The sequence below is a fragment of the Xanthomonas theicola genome, from assembly GCF_014236795.1.
GTDB lineage: Bacteria > Pseudomonadota > Gammaproteobacteria > Xanthomonadales > Xanthomonadaceae > Xanthomonas_A > Xanthomonas_A theicola.
Map to the genome: position 1 here is coordinate 1,513,705 of NZ_CP049017.1, position 19,599 is coordinate 1,533,303.

Genomic DNA, 19,599 nt, shown 5'->3' on the forward strand with positions numbered 1-19,599 from the left:
CATTGCGCGGTTTCCGGCGAAGTCGCATAGAGTGGCGGCCGGCCTGGGATGAATCAAGCCGCGTGGTGGGAACGCGGCGACCTGCGGCCGCCGCGCCGCCACTCGAACGCCGCCCGTGGGCAACGCCGCGCAGCGCTGGGGCGCATCGCAGAAGAGGGTGGGGCGGCTCAGGCTCCGAGTGCTGAAATGCCAGGCCGTTTCGTTTATTATCAATCACTAAGGGTGTATTTCTAAGGTCTGGTCAGAGCGTGGCGAAGCAGGTTCCGGAACGCGGCAAATCCCAGGGCGCCAACGCGGCCGCACGCAAGCAGGCCGCCGCGGCCAATCCGCGCCGACAGAAGCTGTGGCGCGATCTGGCGCTGATCGCGATCGCGCCGTTGCTGCTGTACCTGCTGGCCAGCCTGGCCACCTATTCGACGACCGATCCGGGCTGGTCGCATACCGGCAGCGTGGTCGCGCCGGTGCGCAACATGGGCGGCAAGTTCGGCGCCTGGATCGCCGACGTGCTGCTGCAGTTGTTCGGCTATGTGGCGTTCCTGTTGCCGCTGGTGATCGGCTCGGTGTCCTGGATCGCGCTGTTCGGCATGGACAGCGATGGCGACGGCGAGGCCGACCTCGGTCCGGCGCTGCGCCTGGTCGGCATCGTCGGCTTCCTGATCGCCGCCACCGGGCTGCTGCACCTGCGCCTGTTCGGCGGCGACGTGGTGGCGGCCGGCGGCATCCTCGGCAAGCTGGTCGGCAGTTCGCTGAACGCCGGTTTCGGCGCGCTGGGCGGCAATCTGTTCGTGCTGGTGCTGATGCTGGTGTCGATCACGCTGGCCACCGGGCTGTCCTGGTTCGCGGTCATGGAACGCATCGGCAAGGCGCTGATGACCTTGCCGGCGCTGGCGCGGCGCGGCAGCCAGCAGGCCAACCAATGGCAGCAGACCCGCGCCCTGCGCGAGGAACGCGAGGAAGTGCGCAAGGTGGACGCGGTGCAGCGCGCCACGCGCGAGCCGGTGAAGATCGAGCCGCCGCCGGCGCCGGTGGTGGAGAAGAGCGAGCGCGCCAAGCGCGAACAGCAGATTCCGCTGTTCTTCGGTGTCGGCGGCGACCAGTCGGGGGTGCCGCCGCTGGCGCTGCTGGATGATCCCAAGCCGCAGACGAAGGGCTATTCCGAGGAGACACTGGAGACGCTGTCGCGGCAGATCGAGTTCAAGCTCAAGGACTTCCGCATCGAGGCGCAGGTGGTCGGCGCCTACCCGGGGCCGGTGATCACCCGCTTCGAGATCGAGCCGGCGCCGGGCATCAAGGTCAGCCAGATCAGTTCGCTGGATAAGGACATCGCGCGCGGCCTGTCGGTGAAATCGGTGCGCGTGGTCGATGTGATCCCGGGCAAGTCGGTGATCGGACTGGAAATCCCCAATGTCGGCCGCGAGATGATCTACCTCAGCGAGCTGCTGCGCTCCAAGGAATACGACAAGTCGGCCAGCCCGCTGACCCTGGCGCTGGGCAAGGACATCGCCGGCCGACCGACCGTGGCCGACCTGGCGCGCATGCCACACCTGCTGGTCGCCGGCACCACCGGTTCGGGCAAGTCGGTGGCGGTCAACGCGATGGTGCTGAGCCTGCTGTACAAGGCCTCGGCCACCGACCTGCGGATGCTGATGATCGATCCGAAGATGCTCGAGCTGAGCGTCTACCAGGGCATTCCGCACCTGCTGGCGCCGGTGGTCACCGACATGAAGGAGGCCGCCAACGGCCTGCGCTGGTGCGTGGCGGAGATGGAACGTCGCTACAAGTTGATGAGCGCGGTCGGGGTGCGCAACCTGGCCGGCTTCAACAAGAAGGTCAAGGACGCGCAGGACGCCGGGCAGCCGCTGATGGACCCGCTGTTCAAGCCCAATCCCGACCTGGCCGAAGCGCCGCGGCCGCTGGACACGCTGCCGTTCATCGTCATCTTCATCGACGAATTCGCCGACATGATGATGATCGTCGGCAAGAAGGTCGAGGAACTGATCGCGCGCCTGGCGCAGAAGGCGCGCGCGGCCGGCATCCACCTGATCCTGGCCACCCAGCGCCCGTCGGTGGACGTGATCACCGGCCTGATCAAGGCCAACATCCCGACCCGCATCGCGTTCCAGGTCAGCTCCAAGATCGACTCGCGCACCATCCTCGACCAGTCCGGCGCCGAGACCCTGCTCGGCCACGGCGACATGCTGTACCTGCCGCCGGGCACGGCGATGCCCGAGCGCGTGCACGGCGCCTTCGTCAGCGACGAGGAAGTGCACCGCGTGGTCGAGCACCTGAAGGCCAGCGGCCCGGTCGACTACATCGAGGGCGTGCTCGACGAAGTGCAGAGCATGGGCGACGGCACGGTGATCGGTGCGACCGGCCTGCCGGAGAGCAACGGCGGGGGCGGCGACGAGTCCGATCCGCTGTACGACGAGGCCTTGCGCATCGTCACCGAGACCCGCCGCGCTTCGATCTCCGGCGTGCAGCGGCGGCTGAAGATCGGCTACAACCGCGCCGCGCGGCTGATCGAGGCGATGGAGGCGGCCGGCGTGGTCAGTGCGCCCGAGCACAACGGCGACCGCAGCGTGCTGGCGCCGCCGCCGCCGAAGTGAGGCGCGCGACGCGGCCCGCATCCCGGTTCCGGGCCCTGCGCGGCGCCCGCCGCCGCGGTGCGTGCGATGCTGGCGGCCGTTTCCGTCCGCTGCCGTTGCCGATGCCCCGACTTGCCTGCCTCCTGCGCCTGCTGCTGTGCGCCCTCCTTTCCGTGGCCTGGCCCGCCGCGGCCGAGGTCGCCAACAACTACAGCTACGTGCGCTACCGCGCCGACTACGAGGTGCGCGACGACGCCGGCAGCGTGGAGACCGACGAGTACGAGCTGCTGCTGAAGACCAAGGCCGGCGTGGACAAGTTCAGCCAGGTGCGGCTGAGCTACAGCGAGAAGCTGGAGACGCTGGAGGTGCTGGCCGCCTACGCGATCACCCCGGACGGGCTGCGCCACGACGTGCCGGCCGACAAGATCTACACCCAGGAAAGCTACTCCAGCGCCTCGGCGGCGATGTACGCCGACCGCAAGGTCAAGGTGGTGGTGTTCCCCAACCTGATGCCGGGCGCGCGGCTGGTGTACCGGGTGCGCCGCACCCAGACAGTGCCCTACTTTCCCGGCTACTTCAGCCTGTGGGAGACCTTCAGCGTGTTCTCGCAGTACGACGATGCCACGGTGACTCTGGTCGCGCCGCGGCGCATGCCGATGCACCTGTACACGCGCGGGGTGACAGGCGCCGACATGCCCAGGATCGACGGCGAGCGGGCGCGCTGGGAATGGCGCTACCAGCGCCGCGAGCCGATGAAGAGCCAGAACTGGGCGGCGGCGACCTGGGAGTTCAGCCCGACCATCATGGCCAGCAGCTTCCGCCGCTGGTCGCAGATGGGCCAGGCCTACCAGCGCAGCAGCGGCGTCGCCTCGCAGGTCACGCCGAAGGTGCGCGCGCGCGCCGAGCAGATCACCGCCGGCATCGGCGACCGCCGCGCGCAGGCCGCGGCGCTGTACGAGTGGGTGGCGCGCAACATTCGCTACGTGGCGGTGTACCTGGGCAACGGCGGGCTGGAGCCGAACAGCGCCGACAGCATCCTCGACAACCACTATGGCGACTGCAAGGACCACACCGTGGTGCTGGAGGCGCTGCTGGCGGCCAAGGGCGTCGCCAGCACGCCGGTGCTGATCGGCGCCGAGGGCGGGCCGACCCTGCCCGAGGTGCCGGTGCTCGGCCGCTTCAACCACGCCATCACCTATCTGCCCGAGTTCAAGCTGTACGTGGACTCGACCAATCCCTACGCGCGCTTCGGCCAGCTGCCGGCCGGCGATCTCGGCGTGCCGGTGCTGCATACCGCGGACGGCACCGTGGCGCGTACCCCGCCCAACGACGCGCGGGTGAACCTGTACCAGGCCGAGGCCGACTACCGCTTCGCCGCCGACGGCAGCCTGAGCGGCATGACCCGGCTGGACAGCGGCCAGATCGGCGAGATCGGCCTGCGCACCATGTTCGTGCAGCTCAATGCGCAGAACCGCACCCGCATCGAGGAATCGATCCTCGCCGCGTCCGGCTTCGACGGCAGCGGCGAACTGGTGTTGCAGGGCGCGCCGCAGGACCTGAGCCGGCCGTTCGGCTACGCCTACCGGTTCCGCGCCAGCGACTACGTCGACTTCGGCGTGGTCGGCGGCATGAGCCTGCCGCAGATGCCGGGCGCCGACTCGGTGCGCGGGGTCTACGCCACCACCTCGGCCGAGCGCAACCTGACCCCTTTCTACTGCAACGACAACGCGCGCAGCGAGACCTACCGGCTGACCTTCCCGGACAGCGTGCCGATCATCGCGATCCCCGCCGACACCCGCTTCCGCAACGCCGCCGGCGAATACGCCGCGACCTGGGTGCGCGACGGGCAGACCGTGGTCGCCACGCACACGCTGCACCGGCGTGCGGTACACGGCCCCGAGGCGCTGTGCCAGCCGCAGGACTACGCCGCGTTCCGCGAGCTGTACCAGCAGGTGCGGCGCGGCTTCCGCGGGCAGATCCTGTACGGCGACCTCGGCCGCATGCAGACCGGGAACGCTCCGGCGGGTCTCTGACCGCCTATTCAGCTTGTCCGCGCCACACTTCCCACCTCCCATCCGGACGCCATCGGCATGCCTCGCACACTCCGCTACACCGTCCTTGCCAGCATGCTGCTGGCCGGCAGCGCCGTCGCTGGCGCGCGCGAGGACCTCAACACCTTCACCCGCGGACTCAAGGGCCTGGACGGCCAGTTCGCGCAGAAGGTCTACGACGGCAAGGGCGCGCTGAAGGAAACCGCCAGTGGCCGCGTCGCGCTGTCGGCGCCGCGCCTGTTCCGCTGGGAGTACCGCAAGCCCTATACGCAGCTGATCGTCGCCGATGGCGCCAAGATCTGGGTCTACGACCCGGACCTGAAGCAGGTCACGGTGCGCACCCAGGGCGCCGAGGAACAGAACAGCCCGCTGACCGCGCTGATCGATCCGGGCAAGCTGGACCGCCAGTACGACGTCAGCGAAGAGGCGGTGGCCCGCGACGGCCTGCAGTGGCTGTCGATGACGCCGAAGGTGGACACCGAGGCCAGCTTCCAGATCGCCAAGCTCGGCTTCGATGCGAGCGGCCTGGCGCGGATGGAAGTGGTCGATGCGGTCGGCCAGCGCACCGAGATCCGCTTCAGCGGCTGGAAGCGCAATCCGGCCTTCGCCGCCGGCACCTTCCGCTACGTGCCGGACAAGGACGTGGACGTGGTCGGCGACCAGTGATCCGCCGCCGGGCCCGGCGGCAAGCGGGGCAGGGCGGCCGGCGGCGTGTCGGCGCGGTCACGGCACCGGTTCGTAGGGTGTCCATTGGCCTACCGTGCGCATCGACTCGGCCAACTGGTTGGTCTGCCGTTTGACGAAGAAATCGATGCCGCGCTCGCGCTGGCGCTTGCCCTTCTCGCGCAGGATCAGCATCGTGGGTTCCCACACCGCCGGTTCGTTCAGCAGCGCGTCGAAGGCGCGGTCGGCCCGTGCCGCCTCCGCTTCGCGCCCGGCGATCCGCAACAGCTGGCTCTGCGCGCGCAGCGCGTCCAGGCGCGGCGCGGCCTCGGCCTGCAGCGCCCAGTCCACGATCAGCGAGGCGAAGCGGTTGTCGCGCATATGCACGCGGACTCTGTCGATGAAGTCTTCCAACTGACGCTCGGCCACCAGGTAAAGCCGCTGTTCGTCGACCTTGCCTCGCAACCTGGCGATCCCGTAATGGGTCCATAGCGCCCAGTTGCGCCGCACGTCGCGTTCGAACTGGGCGACGTTCTGGAATTCGAAACCGCGGTCGGTGCGTACCGGATCGATTTCGTTGTTGAACATCCACAGCGTGCAAAACGTACTGCTGCCGGCCGAATGCAGTTCCTTGCTGAAACCGGCCTCGAGCGTGCCGGTGGACAGCCGCCCGAGCGGCGCGGGCGCAGCGCCCGCCGCGCCGGGGCGATGCCATTGCCGGGCCACCACGCTGGCCGCCGCGCGCGCGGTCGTCTCGACCCTGGACTGCGCGATCGAATCCCTCAGCAGCGTTTTCATGTAGCCGGCGACCGGCGTCTGCGAACTGGCGGTTTCGCGGCGCCCCTTGAGTCCCAGCGACACGCCGAACGTCGCGCGCCGCGGTCTACCGTCCATCTCTCCCACACGCACGCCGGCGCTGGCGACGATACTGGATTCGGTGCTCGACGACCTCCGCTGGGCGCCGGCGATCGCGCCGACGGTGATGCTGGGATGCTGCGCCAGCAATTGGCCCAGCAGGTCGCGTTGTGCAAGCGGCACGCCGTCGCTGTCGGCCTCGCCGGCCAGGTGCAACAGATGCTCGAACATGGCCAGGAATTGCGCGCGTTGCTCCAGTTCCTGGCCTTTGCCGCGCCGGGGCACGCGAATCTGCACGCCATTCTCGATACTCGATTCGGCCTTCAAGCGCCATTCGGCCGCTCCGCCCACGCCCACCGGCGCAGCTTCGGTGCCCGGCAGCAGAAACCCGGCGCTGATTCCCGCACCGGCCTGCACCTGGCGGGTTGCCTGTCGTCCGATCTGCAACGATAGGCCGGTCCGTCCCATGTAGATTTCCAACGAGGCCTCTGCGCTTGCTTGCCCGCTCAGCACCAGCTTCAGGCCAAGTCCGGCGGGGATCACCGCCAGCGCGGCGGACAGCGGCGATGCGTTGAGGCCAAGCACGCGTTGTTCGGTGATGCGCAGCTTATCGCGCCACGCCAGATTTTCCAGCAGGTCGCGCAGGCAATCGAACAAGGCCCGCGGCGATCGCACGCGGGCGGTGTCGCCGTCGTGCAGCAGGCGGCTGGCGCTGGCGACGGCCTGATGGAAACGCTGGCGCTCGGTGGATTCCAGTTCTTCCTCGCTGGCGCTTGCCGCGGCCTGCTCCCGGCAGTCGAGCAGGCCGCGCTGCAGCAGGCGCAGCGTGTCCGGCAGCCGCATGCCGCCAGCGCGCAATGCGACCCAGGTGGCCTCGACCGCGGGATGGCAGGCTGCCACGGGTTCGGCCGGATCCGTGCGCGAGGATCCGGCTGCGTGGCCCTGGATGTCCACGCCGCGCTGCTCGATTTCGCGTAGTCGCTTGGCGGTGAATGCCAGGCGCGTCAGGTCCTGTTCGGGCGGATTCCAGCGCACGTGTTCCGCAAGCGCCTGCATGGCCAGCTCCTGCGCTGCCGGCAGTTGCCCGGCCGCACGCTGGGCATGGCGCCGCGCGCTCAGCCAGCCGGTCAGGTGCGCCGCCGCCTTGCGCAGTTCATCGCTGGCGCGTCGCGATGCGGTGGGCAGGGCTTCGGCAGCGGCCACCCGCGTGCCCAGCGCCAGCGCATGCAACGGGTTGAGCTGGCGCCGGTCTGCGACCGCGCTGCCGGCACGCGCCCATTGCGCGAACATCTGCAGGCAGGCGTTGACTTGCGCATAGGGCGATCCGGCTGCGACGCTCTCATAGCCGTTGCGCAATGCGTGGAAAGCGCTGCGTTGCATCTGCGTGGCCGCCTGCAAGCCGTGCGTCAGCGATGCGCCATGCAGCGCATGCTGCGCCCCGCCCTGGGCCGCGCCCAACCATGTGCGGTGGGCGCTCTGCGCTTCGGCCGTGCGCGCACGCAGTTGACCAGCGCGTAGATAGATCTGCGCGGCCTCCCGCTGTTCGTTGGACGGCCGCATCTGCTCGGCCCCCAGCATCTGCGAAAGCACCTGCATGCCGCGCGGCACGCCGGCCAGCAATCCGACGCAGGCGGTGGCGACCTCGCTCAACGTCGGAGGACTGACCGCCGGCGCCGGCACCAGGTCGCGCAAACCGATCGCGCTCAGGTCGCGTAGCGCCTGCGCAGCTTGCGCGACGTCGCCGTTGGCGGCGATCGACAGCGCCTGCAAGCCGATTCCGATCGCGTCGGCCGGCGCCAATGCGTCGCTGCCGAACGCATCGCCACGCGCCTGCACAGCGGCGGTCCAGGCGCGCAAGGTCCGCTCGCCGGCCGCGCACCGCGTCTGGGCACGGAAGCCCGGCAGGGCATCGAGCAGACATTCGCTGGCGTCGGCGGTCGTGCTGGCGAACGCCGCCTGCATCGCTTCGTGCTGCGCTTCGGTACTGGACAGGTCCTGAGCCACCTGGACCACGATCTGATCCATCCGGCCTTGCGCTTGCTTGAGCGCATGCACGGTCCGGTCCTGCTGCCAAAGCTCGTTCGCATTGACTTTCGACGAGTGCCGCGCCTGGTCCAATTGCGCATCCACGCGCCGCAATTCGTCCTGCAGTCGCTGCCTATGCCGCTGGCAACGCGCGCCGTGGCTGCGTTGCAGGGCCTGCATGCGTTCGTGCTGCAACAGCCGCGCGCGCAGGATGTCCGCCCCCATGCCTGGCCGGTCAAGGATGCCGGATGTCGACGGGGAGGCGGTTGCAGCGCCGGGCGCGCCTTGCGGGCCGTGTTGCAGTGCATGCAACTTCTCCTGTGCCTGCGCATGCGCGCGTTGCATCGCGGCCAGCTCGGCATTGGCATCGGTGAGCTTTTGCGCCAGTGTCTCGGCCTGCGCGGTGCCGCGGCCGAAGAAGACGGCCTTGGCAAGCGCGTTGCCATTGCTGCGCGCGCGGTCGAGTTCGCCTTCCAGCCGGGTGAGCGCCGCACGTGCCTGGGCGATGGCGGTTTGCACATTCGCTGCGGCCGACGGCGGCCCGGCCTCTGTGGATCGCAGCGGCTGACCGCGGCGTCGCGCGCCGCTCAGCGCGTCGCGTGCGGCCGCGACGTTCGGCTCCAGTGCGCGCAGTGCAGCGGAAACCGCGTCCGCCTGGGCATCGCATTGCTGCACCTGCTGTACCAGTTCGGCACGTTGCCGGCTGAGCTGAGCCATGCGGTCGCCGAGGTTCCCGGCGCGGCGCGCCAGCAACGCCAACCGCTCGCATGCCGCCTCCAACGTCCGTGTATGCGCATACTTCAGTTCGTCGGCCTGGCGCCGGGCAATATCCCTCGCCAGGCGTCCATTGGCATGCTCCAGGCGAGACAGCAACGCCCCATTCAGATCCGGCGCGGCATCGGGCTGTGGCGGGGCCGGATGGCCCGCGTTGTCGGCAGGGCCGGCGCAGGACGCATGGCGAAGCAGGTCGCGATGCGGCAGCGGCGTTCCGCTGTCCAGTCCCAGGAGCGCCCCTGCCTTGCGCCAGGGCAGGGTCAACGCCCGCCGCTTGCCCGGCGCGCTTGCCGGTGTGAACGGAACTGGCTTGCTCTGCGCCGCCTTTTCCAACAGCGCGGCCGACCAGGTCAGGGGCGCGTCCTGCGCCGCGATCAGGTCGGCTTCGAACGCGCTTGGATCGGGCGTGGCCAGCTTGTTGTGCGTCTGCCGCCGTGCCGAAGGTGCGGATGGATGCGAGATGGTCTCGGCCATGCCCGGCAGGCAGGCGGAAACAGCATACGGCCGCAGCGGGAAAAGGGGCATGGAAATGATTCGCGCAAGGGAGTTTTCACGCCGCGATCCGCTCTCGGGAGGGGTGCCTTCGCATCGGATGTGGCGGGCCGTCGTGGCCTCCAGGCTTGCGCCAGCGTAGCCGCAAAGATCGCATGCCATGGTCGATTGCGGGCATCGACCGGCGAAGTGGCGTGCTGAAAACGGAAAGTTCGCCGGCGCTGCAGCAGTGGCTGTGGATCAGCGGCACGCGCTGGCCGCTGCACCAACCGCTCACGCGCGCCCCCCGGTTGGCGTGCCGGCGCTGCACGCCGCACACATGCCGACGATAGAATACGCAGGTGGCCAAGCGCAGACTCATCCCCGATGCCCCCGACCTGCTGAGCGGCGATCGCGATGCACTGCGGCCGCTGGCCGAGCGCATGCGCCCGCGGACGCTGGACGCGATGGTGGGGCAGAAGCGCCTGCTGGCGCCGGCCAGTGCGCTGCGCCGCGCGGTGGAATCCGGGCGCGTGCATTCGATGATCCTGTGGGGGCCCCCGGGCTGCGGCAAGACCACCCTGGCGCTGCTGCTGGCCCATTATGCCGACGCCGAGTTCAAGGCGATTTCCGCGGTGCTGTCCGGCCTGCCGGACGTGCGCCAGGTGCTGGCCGAGGCGGCGCAGCGCTTCGCCGACGGACGCCGCACCGTGCTGTTCGTCGACGAGGTGCACCGCTTCAACAAGACGCAGCAGGACGCGTTCCTGCCACACATCGAGCGCGGCACCATCCTGTTCGTCGGCGCCACCACCGAGAACCCCTCGTTCGAACTGAACTCGGCGCTGCTGTCGCGCTGCCGCGTGCACGTGCTGGAAGCGGTGTCCCCGCAGGACATCGCTGCGGCGCTGCAGCGGGCGCTGCACGACGCCGAGCGCGGGCTCGGCAACGAGGCGATCCGGGTCGCGGACGCGGCGCTGCTGGAGATCGCCAGCGCCGCCGACGGCGACGTGCGGCGCGCGCTGACGCTGCTGGAGATCGCCGCGGAACTGGCCCAGGACGAGGGCGGCGAAATCACCCCGCAGACCCTGCTGCAGGTGCTGGCCGACCGCACCCGCCGCTTCGACAAGGGCGGCGAGCAGTTCTACGACCAGATCTCGGCGCTGCACAAGTCGGTGCGCAGTTCCAACCCGGATGCGGCGCTGTACTGGCTCACGCGCATGCTCGACGGCGGCTGCGATCCGTCCTACCTGGCGCGGCGCCTGACCCGCATGGCGATCGAGGACATCGGCCTGGCCGATCCGCGCGCGCAGCAGATGGCGCTGGAGGCGTGGGACATCTACGAGCGACTGGGCAGCCCGGAGGGCGAACTGGCCTTCGCGCAACTGGTGCTGTACCTGGCCAGCACCGCCAAGTCCAATGCCGGCTATGCCGCCTTCGACCAGGCCAAGGCCGAGGTGCGCGAGAGCGGGACCCAGGAGGTGCCGCTGCATCTGCGCAACGCGCCGACCAAACTGATGAAGCGCCTTGGCTACGGCGAACACTACCAGTACGACCACGATGCCGAGGGCGGCATCGCCCTGGACCAGACCGGGTTTCCGGATGCGATGGGCGAGCGCGTGTACTACCGGCCGGTGGAACGCGGCCTGGAGATCAAGCTCAAGGACAAGCTCGACCGGCTGCGCGCCGCGCGCGCGCAGGCACGGGCTGACAAGACCAAGCCGCCGCCTGCATAATCGGCACCCAGGAGATGGCATTCCTCCTCGAACCGCCCGCAGCACCTGCGCGCTGATGATGCCTGCCCAACCCCCGCCGGGGCGGTAGGCCTGCGTCCCGGCATCGCCTTTTCCGGAGACCACGATGCCGACCTTCGCTTCCGCCCATCCGTCCACCTCCACCGCCTGCGTTCGCTGGAGGTGCGCATGAACCTCGCGTTGTGGTGGCAGCAGTTGCTGCTGGCGATGGCCGGTGGTGCGGTCGGGTCCGGACTGCGCTTTGCCGTCGGCAGCGCACTGCTGCAGCGCTATGGCGCCGGCTTCCCGTGGGGCACGCTGGCGGTGAACCTGGTCGGCGCGTTCTTCGGCGGCTTCCTGCTGGTCTGGTTCGAAGGCAAGGGCGCCAGCGCGCCGTACTGGCGGGTTTTGCTGATCGTCGGCCTGATCGGCGGCCTGACCACGTTCTCCTCGCTGATGATGGAAAGCCTGCTGTTCGTGCGCAACGGGCGCGGCGGCATGGTGCCCACGTACCTGGCGATCACCCTGGCGGCCGGACTGTTGCTGGTGTTCGCCGGCGCCCGCGTGGCCACCGATCTGCGCCCGCCGGAGGCCAGCGCCGGCAAATGAGCCGCGCCGGCACCGGCAGTGATGGTTCAGGACGGCAGCGCGACGGCCAGGTCCAGCGGCGGCGCGGCCAATGCCAGCGGCACGATGGCACGCGGCTGGTATGGCAGCAGCCCATGGCTCGGCAGCGCGGCGCTGGCGCCACAGTACCGGACCGATGCTCCAGCCGCGGGCGGTCGCGCAGCAGGCGAACGCCGCGCCCAGCAGCAGCCAGCCGGCGACCCGCAGCCGGCGCATCCGCGCCGGCGTGGCGCGCTGCGCGCCATACATCCCCAGTTGGCGCTTCTCCATCGCTAAGGCACGGCGCGGAGAAGGCAGAGAACGCCAGGGCCAGGCCGAGCAGGCTCATGGCCACTCCAGCGCCGCGGTCGGTGCCGACTGCGCCCGCCGCGCGTTCGCGGGCGCGACGTTCGGCCGCCGACAGCGGCGGCCGCCAGCGCTGCATGCACCGCGCGGTCAGTGCCAACGCGCAGCCCAGCCCGAAGCGCACCAGATCCACCCCGGCCAACGCCCCGGTCGGCCGCCGGGATGCCATTGCCCAGGTGCGCATCGATGATTGGGCATCTCGGCAGGATCCTCGGCACCCGAGAGTCGATCCCGCATGAAAGCTACCGCTTGGTGTACGGGATCGTGATCGACGATAACGCCGTACGGATGCCGGTTCTGGTCCACACGGCGCGGCAGTGGCCCCCAGTGAGGAATTGAGGAATCAGCACATCGCTTCGATCACCGGTGCAGAGTGGCAAACCCTTGAAGATGGTCTCGACACGCCGGCGATCTTGCGCGCAGTGGACGCCTTGGACCGGTTGCGTACTGATCGGCTTATGCCGGTTTTCCGTTCCATTGTGCCTCAAACCACCATCAGGCAGCCGAGCAGAACAGCCAGCGCAGGCCGGGGCCGGCGAAGCGCCCGTGCAGGCCATACAGCGTGCTGCGGGTCTGCGCCGGGCGTCGGCGATGCCTCGGATCCGGCCAGTGCCGGCGTCCAGCAGCATGGACGGCGCGTCGTAGGCCAGATGCTGGCCGTGGCCCTGGCGGATTTCGATCACCGCGGCGGCATCGCCCGGGTTGTACAGTGAGAACCCGGCGATCGCTGCCTACGCGCCCCATTCGGCCCGGGCCGCGTCCAGCAGGCGCGCCATCGGGGCAGCCGCCGGCCCGGTCGCCGCTGGCGGCGCGGGTGTTTTGCGGTTGCTGGAAGGCGTCGGCGTAGAACGCTTGCTCGGCATCCGGATAGGCGACCTTGACGCCTTATGGCAGGTGCATCAGCATCGGCGTGACCAGCCTGGTATGGGTGATCATCGCGTGGTAGGGCAGGGCCAGCGCCGCGCTGACGTTTTCCACAGGCAACGCGCAGCGATGGCGGCGCTGCAGCGTGGTGCCTGCAGAGCACGCATCGCCTGGGAAAGCCAACGCTCGTGGTGCCAGCCGGCGCCGACAGAATGCCGGCCGGGGCTTGCTCGCGCCGCTTGCGTATTGCGGCGTCCTGAATGGCGACAGGAGCAAAATGTCGGGCAGGGCGGCAATCTGGCTGCCAGGAGCAGCATCCGGACATGACACGATGACCAGCAGTGCCCGCGAGCTGTTGAAATGGCTGGCCCTGATCCTGATGACCGGCGACCATGTGGCGAAAGTGCTCGGCGACGGCTACCTTCCGGTGGTGTCCGAACTCGGTCGCATTGCGTTCCCGCTGTTCGCGTTGGTGCTGGCCTACAACCTGGCCCAGCCCAGGGCCGACGTACTCAAGTCCGTGCGTCGGCTGCTGCTGTGGGGCATCGTAGCGCAACCGGTGCACGGGCTCGCGTTCGGCTACTGGATACCGGTCAACGTATTGCTCAGTTTTGCCCTGGCTGCTACCGCGATCTGGAGCATCCAGCACCGTCGCTGGACCTTGCTCGGCATGTGCGCGCTGCCTGCGCCGCCGTTGGTGGACTACCAGTGGGCGGGCTTGGCCCTGGTCCTGTCGGCCTGGTGGCTGTTCCGGTGGCAGGCGGTGCGGCTCGACGCGTTGCAGGCGACACCGCAGGACCGGCTACGGCGTTTGGCCGACCACCTTTATCCGCGCATCGCGCTGTTCGGGCTCTCGTTCGCCCTGTTGTGCTGGTACAACGGCAACGGCTGGGCAGTGCCGGCGCTGCCATTGCTGGCGCTGCTGGCGCGCCGCCATTTCCCGGTTGCGCGCACGCGCTGGGCGTTTTACGTCTATTACGTCGGGCACCTGGCTGTGCTGGCGTTTGTCGATGTCCCCAATTGATGTCGGCCAAATCGAATCACAAGAATCAGCGAGTTGGTGTCAGAGCCTGTTCAAAGTCTGCTCGACTTATCCGATCCTATGGAGAGCAGAGCCCGTTATCCCAGTGGCATCAGCGGCGAGCCGTTCGAGCAGATCCGCGCGTTGCCTGAAGGTGCGCGCAAGAAGACCGCGCCGCGCAAGGTCGATTGGCATGAGGTGTTCTGCGCGGTGCTTGACCTGCTGCGCACCGGATGCCAATGGCGCGCTTTGCCCAGCGACTTTCCGAAGTGGCGCACGGTGCACGCGTACTTCCAGATATGGAGCGAAGTGGATGAGCGCGCCGTGAGCCTGCTGGAGCGGGCGTTAAAGAAATCGGGTTGGCGCGGCCCGCGAGAAACGGGGCGCACCGCCTGCAGCAGGTTCTTGATCCTCGACGCGCAGAGCGTGAAGAACACGGACGCTGCGGGCCGGAAGGGCGATGACGCTGGCAAGAAAGTGTCAGGCATCAAGCGTCATATCGCTGCCGATACCCAAGGATTGCCGCATGCCATCGCGGTGACGACGGCAGAGGCGACCGATTGCAAGGGTGCGCTGCTGGCGCTCCAGGGCAGCTTTGCATGGCCAGAGAAGAACCGAAGGCTGTGGAAGAACTGCGAGCGCAAACGCAACGCCAGCTTGCAGCTCGTCCATCCTGCTTTCCCGGCAGTACTGCTCAAAAAGACTTTGAACAGGCTCTAAAGGGGCCTGCGGCCGTTGCACCGCGTGGCAGGCCGCACACGATCCAGCCTAGCCCTTGTCCGCCGGCTGCGCCACACCCTCAGGAAGGGTGGGACAGAGAACCTGGCCGATGGCCTCATGCAGCCTGTCGGGTGCCCGCCCCAGGGCGGACGACCCTTCGGTCCTGGCTGCCGCGGAATGTTGCGGAGAACCTTGGCAGCAATCGCTCGCCCAAAGGCGACCGGTCCCTGTCGATTGGCTCGATTCGATCGGCACAACGCAAGTAAAGAGAGGAAGTTGCTGCGCTAGACACAACCCTGGAGATGCAACCATCTCAACGACCTATGAGCGCATGTCGTCTTCCCGCGACGTAATTGTCGACAGCCGCGCGCTGCGATTCGCGTAAGGTAGACGCGCCTGAATGGCAGGCTATGCCCCCCTCGGCAGGGGAAGGAATCGATTATGTGGAACGCATCAAAAATCACGGCGATGGTGTCGGGCACCTTGCTGTGCTCGGCGTTCGCTGCAAGTGCTCATGCGCAGAGCTGCTGCCCGGGAGGTGGCGTAGGCACCCCAATCGCAACCAAGGGCTTCGGCGAAAGTGCGCCGCTCGCGGAAAATCTTTCCTCGAACACCTCGGTGCGAATCTACCAGTTCGAACGCAGCGGGGTCACATATCTCCAGATCAACGACGCAACGGGGCAGGTCCGTGGTGCGGTAGGCCGTATCGAGAACACGGCTTGGGTAACCCCGATGGGCAAGGATGTCGAGCGCATCACCATCGTCGAGGCGCTCGACAAGAGCCGTGGCGCCGTCGTCTACGATGCGCGTTACTTCACCGTGCAGGTAGCAAGTACCGCCAATGGCGATGCATGGACGGTCACTGCCAAGAAGTGATCTTCCTTTCCAACGTCTCGGAAACGAAGAAGCTGATCTTAAACTTATGACGGCGCTTCCAGGTGCCGTCATGAGCTTTCAAGCGACTGGAAATTTCCCATTCGATCTCGTCGGTTTTTTTGCTCTTTCCGACATCGAGCATCACCGGATCAGCCGCAATCACGATCGCCACGCCACGCTTGCCATGCAGCTTCCATACCCGGGCGGTGATCCTATGCCGGCTGGCGCCTGGCAGGATATCCATCGCATTCAGCACACACCGGTACGCGGCAAGCTGCAGGCCAATTGACAGTTGCAGGGATTCACCATGCAGGCACGACTCGACCTCCGTATCACAGGCATTAGCGAATGCGATCGAACTCAACGCGCCATACAACCCGTGCGTTTCGATATCCAGCGGATACAGTGCCGCAATGTAGTCGTCCAAGAGTTGCGCCTGTATGACTCCCGTCCGCGTCATCTCCATCGCCGCAGCATAGTGCCCGCGCTTCTTCAGCGAGGTAGCGATGTCGCCACGCATCTTGTTAATATGCAGGTGAATATCCGCATACTCGATCACACGGTTGCGCAGCGTCCGTTCCGCCGACATGTAACTGGCCTGCGCGACCTGCAGCGCCTGTTGCTCGGCAAAACCGAAGCGGCGGACTTGATCGAAAGCACTGGATATCTTTGCACCAAGCGTGAAGAGCGCGGTTGCCGCAAATCCGACCAACAGTTGCACCTGAAGCGTGTCGGCGTCGTAGGCTCCTGGATAGTTGGTCTTCGGCAGCGACATTGCCACCGCGAAGTTCGCCATGACGACACCGGCCGCAGCGCCACGCCAGCCGTGCGAAAGCGTCAGCCACACTGCCGGGGTAATCATCAGCACGAGCAAGAATTGACGTAGCACGCCATGCATACTCATGGCTCCGCCGAACAGGGTTGCCATCAACAGCGCCGCGATTCCAATGTCTCGCAGAAGGTCGCTGGAAACGAACCTAGCGCCCTCGCGCCTGACCCAGAGCAACGCGGGCAAGACGAACATGATGATCCCCAGATAGAAACCTATCCAGAATTTCAGGGTATTTTCCAAGTTGATATATGCAGCAGGACCAGACAACAGCCAATTCAATCCCTTGTTGACCAGGACTGCCCATAGCGCTAGACAGAGAGTGACGAGCGGCAACCAGTTCTGCTCCACTCGGAAATCGGGAAGACCTCGGCGGAAAGCCCAGGCCAGCAGCGAAAATAAGGGCATCAGCAGCAAAGAACTGAGATAGGCCCACAAGGCGCTAGCGCCATCGGCCTCGACCATCGGCACGCGCATCGTAAGCAATGCGGCGGCGTCGCCCAAGAAGAGATAGGGCCAGAGTCGATAGGGCAGGAACAACAGCGAGGCCGCACGCAGCCCGGCCGGCAGGAACCATTGATCCACGGACCAGTGCCACACGGTCAGATAGACCGCACAGTAGCCGGCGCCGAGCAACAGGCCCTTCGCGAAGTTTTTCAGTCTAGCCATGCCACCTTGATCCCTGGCAGGACGCCCAATTCGGCGCAACATACATCACGCCTCGCGCCCGCACAGTAGACAGTTTGCCGGCCGCAGGGCAAACCGCAATGCTTGTGCGGCGAGGGTCTGCGGCGGATCGCCAGCAGGTTGGGACGGACTTCTCATTCGCCGCCCCCGGTTGCGCCCGCGACTCCGCCCTTCCGGCGTATCACGCACTGCTTTGAGAGCGGCGCAAAGACTGGACCTGCGGCCTGTGCGAACGCCGGGCGGCGCCAGCGTGCCGGCCTGCGGCAGGAACGGCCCGGCTTTACCGCAAGCGGATGGCGCCGCCGTTACCCGCCCGCGACTTGGCGGCGGCAGCGCCGGCTCGACTGCGCTGCAACGCCAGCGCGCTCGGGCAACGGCGCCGCGCGCAGCAGGCGCCCGCACAAGCGCCGCGCCCGGACCGCCGCACCAGACCTCAGGCGTCGCGAGCGGGCCAGGCCAAGCTCGCCCCGCCCATCGTCCGCATGAGGCCGCAACCCGCAGCCCTCCCTGCTCCGGCAAGAGCGGCGACCGCGCCCGCGAAGGCGGCATCCGGCGCAGCGGACGCGCCGCGATTTGCCGGCAGAAGCCGCATCGGCCACACTCCAGGCATTCTTGTTCTGCGAATCTGCATGCATCACGACACCAGCCTCATCGACATCATCGCGGTCGGGCTCGCCCTCGCCTTCGTCCTCGGTACCCTGGCGCATCGCGTCAAGCTCTCGCCCCTGGTCGGCTACTTGGTGGCCGGCGTCTGCGTGGGGCCGTTCACCCCTGGCTTCGTCGCCGATCAGGCGCTGGCCAACCAGTTGTCGGAACTGGGGGTGATGCTGCTGATGTTCGGGGTCGGCCTGCATTTCTCGCTCGAAGACCTGATGGAAGTGAAGTGGATCGCGATCCCCGGCGCGTTGGCGCAGATCGCGGTGGCCACCCTGCTCGGCTGGGGCCTGGCCTGGAGCATGGGCTGGCCGACCCTGCACGGACTGGTGTTCGGCCTGGCGCTGTCGGTGGCCAGCACGGTGGTGCTGCTGCGCGCGATGGAGGAACGGCGCCTGCTGGAAACCCAGCGCGGGCGCATCGCGGTCGGCTGGCTGATCGTGGAGGACCTGGTGATGGTGCTGGCGCTGGTGCTGCTGCCGGCACTGGCCGACGCACTCGGCGGCACGGGCGTCGGCACCGGCGCGGTGCTCGGCGCGCTGGGCATCACCCTGCTGAAGATGGCCGCATTCGTGGTGGTGATGCTGGTGGTCGGCCGGCGCGCGATCCCGTGGGCGCTGGAGAAGGTCGCCGCGACCGGCTCGCGCGAGCTGTTCACGCTGTCGGTGCTGGCGATCGCGCTGGGCGTGGCGTTCGGCTCGGCCACCCTGTTCGGGGTGTCGTTCGCGCTGGGCGCGTTCTTCGCCGGCATGCTGCTGAAGGAATCGGAGCTCAGCCACAAGGCGGCCAGCGATTCGCTGCCGCTGCGCGACGCGTTCGCGGTGCTGTTCTTCGTTTCGGTCGGCATGCTGTTCGACCCGCACATCCTGCTCGAGCATCCGTGGCAGGTGCTGGCCACGTTCCTGACCATCACCGTGGGCAAGTCGCTGGCCGCGTTCGCGATCGTGCGCGCGTTCGGCCATCCCACCGGCATCGCCCTGACCATCTCCACCAGCCTGGCGCAGATCGGCGAGTTCTCCTTCATCCTGGCCGGGCTCGGGGTGAGCCTGGCGATCCTGCCCGAGACCGGGCGCGACCTGATCCTGGCCGGCGCGCTGCTGTCGATCATCGCCAACCCGCTGCTGTTCACCTGGCTGGACCGCTGGCAGGCCAGGCAGGCGGCGGACGCGCCGGTGGCGGTGGAAGCGGAACTGCCGCCGGGGCCGTCGCTGGACCTGGTCGGCCACGCCATCGTGATTGGCTACGGCCGGGTCGGCAGCACGCTGGTCGCGGTGCTGCGCGAGCGCGGGGTGCCGGTGCTGGTGATCGACGACAACCGCGAGCACGTGGAACGCGCGCACGCCGACGGCATCCCCGGCATCCGCGGCAGCGCCGCCGCCGACCGGGTGCTGGCCGAGGCGCACCCGGACAAGGCCAAGATCGCGATCCTGGCGATCCCGCAACCGCTGGAAGCGGGCGAGGCCCTGGCCAAGCTGCGCGCGCTCAACCCGGCGCTGACCCTGCTCGCCCGCGCGCACAGCGATGCCGAAGTCAAGCACCTGCTGGAGCATGGCGCCGACGGCACGGTGATGGCCGAACGCGAGCTGGCCTATTCGCTGGCCGAGATGGTGATGGCGACGCCGCCGTATCGCGCGCTGCGCAGCGCGCCGCGCTGAACCGCGCGTAGCACGGCCCGCTGCGGGGCGATCCGTGCCGCAGGCGACGGCACGCCGCCCGCAAGCGTGCGCCGCGCACAGAAACTGTCTACAGCGACGCCGCCGCGGCGCCCCCAATACTCTTGATAATCATTCTCGTTTAAGTCAGGATGGGCGCCCGCTCCAAC

At 68.0% G+C, this 19,599-nt stretch carries 12 protein-coding genes, 1 pseudogene and 1 riboswitch; of the genes and pseudogenes, 9 read left to right on the top strand and 4 right to left on the bottom strand.

Features of this window, described 5'->3' with window-relative positions; all coding sequences use genetic code 11:
- Positions 1-248 precede the first annotated feature (248 nt).
- The 3 genes from G4Q83_RS06910 to lolA all read left to right on the top strand — a co-directional run bounded on the left by G4Q83_RS06910 (position 249) and on the right by lolA (position 5,302).
- Entirely contained in the window at positions 249-2,606 is a 2,358-nt protein-coding gene (locus G4Q83_RS06910) for a DNA translocase FtsK (RefSeq protein WP_128418523.1), read from the top strand.
- A 101-nt stretch (positions 2,607-2,707) separates the two neighbouring features.
- The gene (locus G4Q83_RS06915) at positions 2,708-4,618 is read left to right on the top strand and encodes a DUF3857 domain-containing transglutaminase family protein (protein ID WP_185817362.1); all 1,911 of its coding nucleotides are present in this window, start codon (positions 2,708-2,710) and stop codon (positions 4,616-4,618) included.
- Between the two features lie 57 nt (positions 4,619-4,675).
- Entirely contained in the window at positions 4,676-5,302 is a 627-nt protein-coding gene (gene lolA, locus G4Q83_RS06920; protein ID WP_128418522.1) for an outer membrane lipoprotein periplasmic chaperone LolA, read from the top strand.
- A gap of 57 nt (positions 5,303-5,359) precedes the next feature.
- Here lolA and xopZ read toward each other — a convergent pair whose 3' ends face one another.
- Entirely contained in the window at positions 5,360-9,478 is a 4,119-nt protein-coding gene (gene xopZ / locus G4Q83_RS06925; protein WP_185817363.1) for a XopZ family type III secretion system effector, read from the bottom strand.
- Positions 9,479-9,867: 389 nt separating this feature from the next.
- Here xopZ and G4Q83_RS06930 point away from each other — a divergent pair, with 389 nt between their 5' ends.
- Both G4Q83_RS06930 and crcB read left to right on the top strand, forming a co-directional pair.
- Positions 9,868-11,157: a replication-associated recombination protein A gene (locus G4Q83_RS06930; RefSeq protein WP_425480273.1), complete on the top strand. Its 1,290-nt coding sequence runs from the start codon at positions 9,868-9,870 to the stop codon at positions 11,155-11,157.
- Between the two features lies 1 nt (position 11,158).
- Positions 11,159-11,229: riboswitch (Fluoride riboswitch) on the top strand.
- Between the two features lie 114 nt (positions 11,230-11,343).
- Positions 11,344-11,763 carry a fluoride efflux transporter CrcB gene (crcB, locus tag G4Q83_RS06935; protein ID WP_128418520.1) on the top strand — a complete coding sequence of 140 codons (420 nt, stop codon included), beginning with the start codon at positions 11,344-11,346 and terminating at the stop codon, positions 11,761-11,763.
- Positions 11,764-11,961: 198 nt separating this feature from the next.
- On the opposite strand, the pseudogene G4Q83_RS24520 reads toward crcB, so the two are convergent.
- A pseudogene (locus G4Q83_RS24520) lies at positions 11,962-12,051 on the bottom strand (DUF3325 domain-containing protein); the annotation flags it as partial.
- A 317-nt stretch (positions 12,052-12,368) separates the two neighbouring features.
- Complete coding sequence (locus G4Q83_RS06945; protein WP_158254944.1) at positions 12,369-12,809, bottom strand: hypothetical protein; 441 nt, start codon at positions 12,807-12,809, stop codon at positions 12,369-12,371.
- 512 nt (positions 12,810-13,321) lie between these two features.
- Here G4Q83_RS06945 and G4Q83_RS06950 point away from each other — a divergent pair.
- From G4Q83_RS06950 to G4Q83_RS06960, 3 genes are all read left to right on the top strand, one after another.
- Complete coding sequence (locus G4Q83_RS06950; RefSeq protein WP_128418612.1) at positions 13,322-14,014, top strand: TraX family protein; 693 nt, start codon at positions 13,322-13,324, stop codon at positions 14,012-14,014.
- A gap of 78 nt (positions 14,015-14,092) precedes the next feature.
- Complete coding sequence (locus G4Q83_RS06955) at positions 14,093-14,731, top strand: IS5 family transposase (RefSeq protein ID WP_185817364.1); 639 nt, start codon at positions 14,093-14,095, stop codon at positions 14,729-14,731.
- 441 nt (positions 14,732-15,172) lie between these two features.
- A complete protein-coding gene (locus G4Q83_RS06960) occupies positions 15,173-15,607 on the top strand; it encodes a hypothetical protein (protein WP_185817365.1) in 435 nt (144 codons plus the stop codon).
- Here the strand turns inward: G4Q83_RS06960 and G4Q83_RS06965 are convergent.
- Entirely contained in the window at positions 15,591-17,105 is a 1,515-nt protein-coding gene (locus G4Q83_RS06965) for an MASE1 domain-containing protein (protein WP_128421734.1), read from the bottom strand. The two genes, G4Q83_RS06960 and G4Q83_RS06965, sit on opposite strands and share 17 nt — an antisense overlap.
- A 647-nt stretch (positions 17,106-17,752) precedes the next feature.
- On the opposite strand from G4Q83_RS06965, the gene ybaL reads away from it, so the two are divergent.
- Entirely contained in the window at positions 17,753-19,432 is a 1,680-nt protein-coding gene (gene ybaL / locus G4Q83_RS06970; protein WP_128421735.1) for a YbaL family putative K(+) efflux transporter, read from the top strand.
- Positions 19,433-19,599: the final 167 nt, after the last annotated feature.